Here is a 4,190-nt window from a genome sequence, read left to right as displayed (position 1 = left end):
ACTTTTACCAAGCGTAAGTGCTGGTGCATCGGGTGCTGTCATGGGCCTGGGCGGTGCACTGACAATCTTGTCGATTCTGCCAGTTCTTCCACGTCAGCGCTTTATTTTAGATAAAAAAACCCTGCTGATGGTGATGGGGATTAACCTGTTTATGGGGTTTATGATTGCTGGCATTAACAATGCTGCACATATGGGTGGCATGATTATGGGCGCTGTGCTGGCTGTACTCTGGTATGCCGGGCAAAAGCTGCAACGCGCAGGTTTTATTCAATTCATCGCACTCATAGCTGCTTTAGCAGCCTGCTATGGGCTTTATCAATATAACTTGATCCTGATTGATCCTATTAAGCCACTCTGGCAGGAGATTCTGGAGATGATGCGTCAGCAGTTAAAACTGTAACTGACGCATCTTCAATTTTTATTGATTCAGCTCGCGCAAACTTTGCAGCGGTGGAATATCACTCAGATAACTCAGTCGATAACGACCAATCAGCGCACAGAGTAAAGTCATAAAGATCGGTAGAATCATCCAGATTTCCCAGTGTGGCTGAATCGGTAATTCCATGCGGTAACTGGCGACGGCGCTAATCACTTCGGCAAACAGGCAAGATACAATTCCGGCACATAGACCAATAAAACCAATTTCCAGACTAAGCATGGTTTTCAGTTTCTGTTTGGAACTTCCGAATGAGCGAAGTAAAGCCACCTCTCGCTTACGTTCATCCATGAGCAGATTCAGACAGGCAATCAGAACCAGTATCCCTGCTACACTCACCAGTAAGGCCAGGATCGTCACGATCTGCACCAATACATTCACAATACGCTTGATCTCGTTCAGAATCAGGCTGACATCGATAAAGACCGTATTAGAAAACTGCTGGATCAACTGAACCAGTTTTGGTCGTTCCTGTTCCGGTACATAGAAACTGCCCAGATAACTACCGGCATTGGCATCCATGGTATTCGGAGTAAAGATAAAGAAGAAATTCGGACTAAAGCTTTCCCACTCCACACTACGTAGATTCACTACTTTGGCTTCTAGTGGTCCCTCAGGTAAGCTAAACGTCAGCTTATCTCCAATCCTGATTCCCAGCTCTTCCGCAGTCGTGGCTTCAACCGAAACTTCTCCCGGCTGTTTCAATTGCGCTTCGCCAGTTAAAATCACATTATCTTGTGGATACTGATCGGTCTGGGTCAGGTTCAGTTCACGGCGTAGTGTATTACTCTTCTTGACTAACTCTGCAGCAAATGGCTGATCATTCTTGGCAATCAGACGGCCACGAATATTCGGATATAGCGGCGTACTGTTCCAGCCATTTTGCTCTAACTCGGCCCTCAACTGTGGCATCTCAAAAGGCGGCAAGCCATAGACAAACTGGTTCGGTGTACCTTCTGGTAACTGCTGTTGCCAGCGTTCCAGCAGATCGGTACGCAATACGGCTAATACAGTAATCAGACTCAAGCCCAGTGCCAAAGCGGTGATCTGTAATGCAGTCTGATACGGTGTCCGTACATAAGCGGAAATCCGGGATTTTGTATTACGCAGGACTTTCAGCAATCCCCATACGGTGAGATACAGCACAGCGCAAAGCAGAATAATGGCACCAATTACCCAAGCCGTTAATACAATATTCTCGGTGAGCACCACACTGAAAATAATCAGGCTCAGTGTCCCACTCACCAGCATCCACAACATGGAATGTACGGATTTTTCTTCCTGACGGATGACCCGGATCGGTGCAGTATTGAGTAATTGCCACAAACTTGGTAGCACAAAACCAAGCAACACCACAGCACTGGTCAGCATCGCAATCGGTAATGGACCTGAGAGCATCGCCATCGCCGAGAATTGTAGCTGCAGATGTGGAATCAGCTGTAACATGAGTTGCAGCAAAGCATAACCTAAACTGATGCCAACAATGGTGCCTATGAGCATCGCGATTGCCAGTACCAGTCCAAGTAATGCCAGATAAGCCGCCAGAATTTGCTGTTTCGTCGCGCCGATACAACGCATTAACGCAATATGATCCTGATTCTGCTGTACATAGCGCTGTGCGGTTAAGGCAATCGCGATACCACAAAGCAAGATGGTCAAAATATTTGCCAACTGCAAAAAGGTATCCAGATTAGCAATCGGCTTCATCAAACGGGTATTGCTTTCACTGGCATTTCTTAGACGCAGACTATTCTGCTCCTCAAACTGTTGTTCCTCAGCTTCTGTATCCACACCCGGTTTAACAATCTTCTTAAAGTCTTTTTGATACGTTTGAACACTGTCCGGATCACCTGCCATGAGCAGACGATAATCAATCCGGCTACCGGCCTGAATCGCATTGGTTCGTGCCACATCTGCCTGAGAGATAATTACGGTCGGTGAGAAACCCGAGAAGCCTAATTCCTGATTAGAGTCATAGTCAATCACGGCAGTAATCTTGAATGAGGCATCGGCAATATTGACCTGATCCCCCACTTTAACTTTGAGCAGATCCATGGCACGCTGACTGAGCCAGATTTCACCCGGTTTTAATTGTTTAGCTTCAGGTTTGACTCTTAGCTCACCGCGTAAAGGAAAAGCAGTATCAATCGCTTTGACATTGACCATGACAAATTCGTCATTGGTATGTGCCATACTGCCAAATACAGTAACCTCCGATTGCTGCAAACCCAGCTGATCAGCCTTTTCTCGCCAGGCATCTTCGATTGGCTCGTTATTACTGAGTAGCAGATCTCCAGCCAACATTTCCGCAGCTTGCAATGCCGCGGCATTCTGAATCTGCTCATTACTGAACTTAAGCGCTGTGGTCGCACTAATTGCCAGGGTCAATGCAATAATCAGCAGATAAATGCCCGTAGTCTTAAAGCTTTGAGTCAGTAAAGGACGGAAGAGGTTCATATCATCCTCCATTCACATGTTCAGTCAACTGACCATTGCTTAACTCAAAATGACGCTGGCATAGTTGCGCCAGTTTCTGGTCATGGGTCACGAGAATTAAAGTGGTACCCAATTCATGGTTTAACTGAAATAACAGCTGTTCAATTTCCTTGGCGGTCTCCCCATCCAGATTTCCAGTCGGTTCATCAGCAAAAATGATTTTTGGCTCACTCACCAAAGCACGGGCAATCGCAACACGTTGCTGTTCCCCGCCAGAAAGCACTTTAGGGGTTTGCTGGGCCTGACGGTCCAGCCCTACTCTTTGCAACAGATTCAACGCTTTTTGTTCGGCTGCGGCATAATTGAAGTTTGGCTGTAAACGTAAGGGCAACATCACATTTTCTAATGCAGTCAGATGTGGCAACAGCTGAAAAGACTGAAATACAAAACCGATATTTTCCAGTCTGACCTTGGCTCGCTGTTCTTCATTCATTTCAGTAATGGATTCGCCACAGACCTGTAACTGACCTGAACTGGCCTGATCCAAGGTTGCCAGTATGCCCAGTAAGGTGGATTTCCCAGAGCCGGATCGTCCGGTAATCGCTACCTGTTCTCCAGCCAGAATCTCCAGATTGAGGTCCTCAAAAATCGTCAACTGTTTTTGTGATAGTTGTATCTTTTGTGTCAATTGTTGAGCAGAAATTATTGGCTGTGGCATGATGGTAGCTTTCTGGCGATCTTGAATCATACTTTTCCTATGCATCTGAATATTCAAATTCTAAAGTCTTATCTATTCCGCAGCTTAGCACTGTTTGGCCTGTGCCTGATGCCGGTGCTGGTTTCAGCAAAGACCATTATGATTCTGGGTGACAGCTTAAGTGCGGGTTATGGTATTCAACCTGAACAGGGTTGGGTCAATCTGTTGCAAAAACGTTTAAACCAACAGTATCCGAAACAGCATAAAGTGGTCAATGCAAGTGTGAGCGGTGAAACCACCAGCGGTGCACTGGCACGTCTGCCTAAACTGCTCCAGACCCACAAGCCACATATTGTCGTGATTGAACTGGGTGGTAATGATGGCCTACGTGGTCAGCCGCCACAGATGATTCAGAAAAATCTGGCAAATCTGGTTCAGCAAAGTCAGAAAGCCAAAGCAAAAGTCATTCTTTTTGGCATGAAAATGCCGCCAAATTATGGTCAAAGTTATACAAAAGCTTTTGAAAATAATTACAAGGTGGTGAGCCAGCAATATAAAGTGAAATTGTTACCATTCTTTTTGAATGGGGTAGCAGGAAATAAAAACTTGATGCAACAGGAT

General features: G+C 45.9%; 4 protein-coding genes. 2 read left to right on the top strand and 2 right to left on the bottom strand.

Annotated features, from left to right (window positions below; genetic code table 11):
• A partial coding sequence (locus tag B4033_RS07570) for a rhomboid family intramembrane serine protease (protein WP_286832952.1) occupies positions 1–400 on the top strand: 400 nt, incomplete at its 5' end.
• A gap of 18 nt (positions 401–418) precedes the next feature.
• On the opposite strand, the gene B4033_RS07565 is transcribed toward B4033_RS07570, so the two are convergent.
• Together B4033_RS07565 and B4033_RS07560 are read right to left on the bottom strand one after the other, a co-directional pair.
• Positions 419–2,893 (bottom strand): ABC transporter permease, encoded by a 2,475-nt coding sequence (locus B4033_RS07565; protein ID WP_286832949.1) that lies wholly within the window; start codon positions 2,891–2,893, stop codon positions 419–421.
• A gap of 1 nt (position 2,894) precedes the next feature.
• Positions 2,895–3,620 (bottom strand): ABC transporter ATP-binding protein, encoded by a 726-nt coding sequence (locus B4033_RS07560; protein WP_004893459.1) that lies wholly within the window; start codon positions 3,618–3,620, stop codon positions 2,895–2,897.
• A 78-nt stretch (positions 3,621–3,698) separates the two neighbouring features.
• On the opposite strand from B4033_RS07560, the gene B4033_RS07555 reads away from it, so the two are divergent.
• A partial coding sequence (locus B4033_RS07555) for an arylesterase (RefSeq protein ID WP_376745268.1) occupies positions 3,699–4,190 on the top strand: 492 nt, incomplete at its 3' end.

Origin of the sequence: Acinetobacter sp. UBA3132 (genome assembly GCF_002364825.1) — a bacterium.
GTDB lineage: Bacteria > Pseudomonadota > Gammaproteobacteria > Pseudomonadales > Moraxellaceae > Acinetobacter > Acinetobacter schindleri.
This window is presented reverse-complemented; position numbering and strand designations above follow the sequence as displayed.

What these genes read in the sequence shown, in the direction of transcription:
- B4033_RS07565 (WP_286832949.1), bottom strand. Translation starts at nt 2,893, where the DNA reads ATGAACCTCTTCCGTCCTTTACTGACTCAAAGCTTTAAGACTACGGGC.
- B4033_RS07560 (WP_004893459.1), bottom strand. Translation starts at nt 3,620, where the DNA reads ATGATTCAAGATCGCCAGAAAGCTACCATCATGCCACAGCCAATAATT.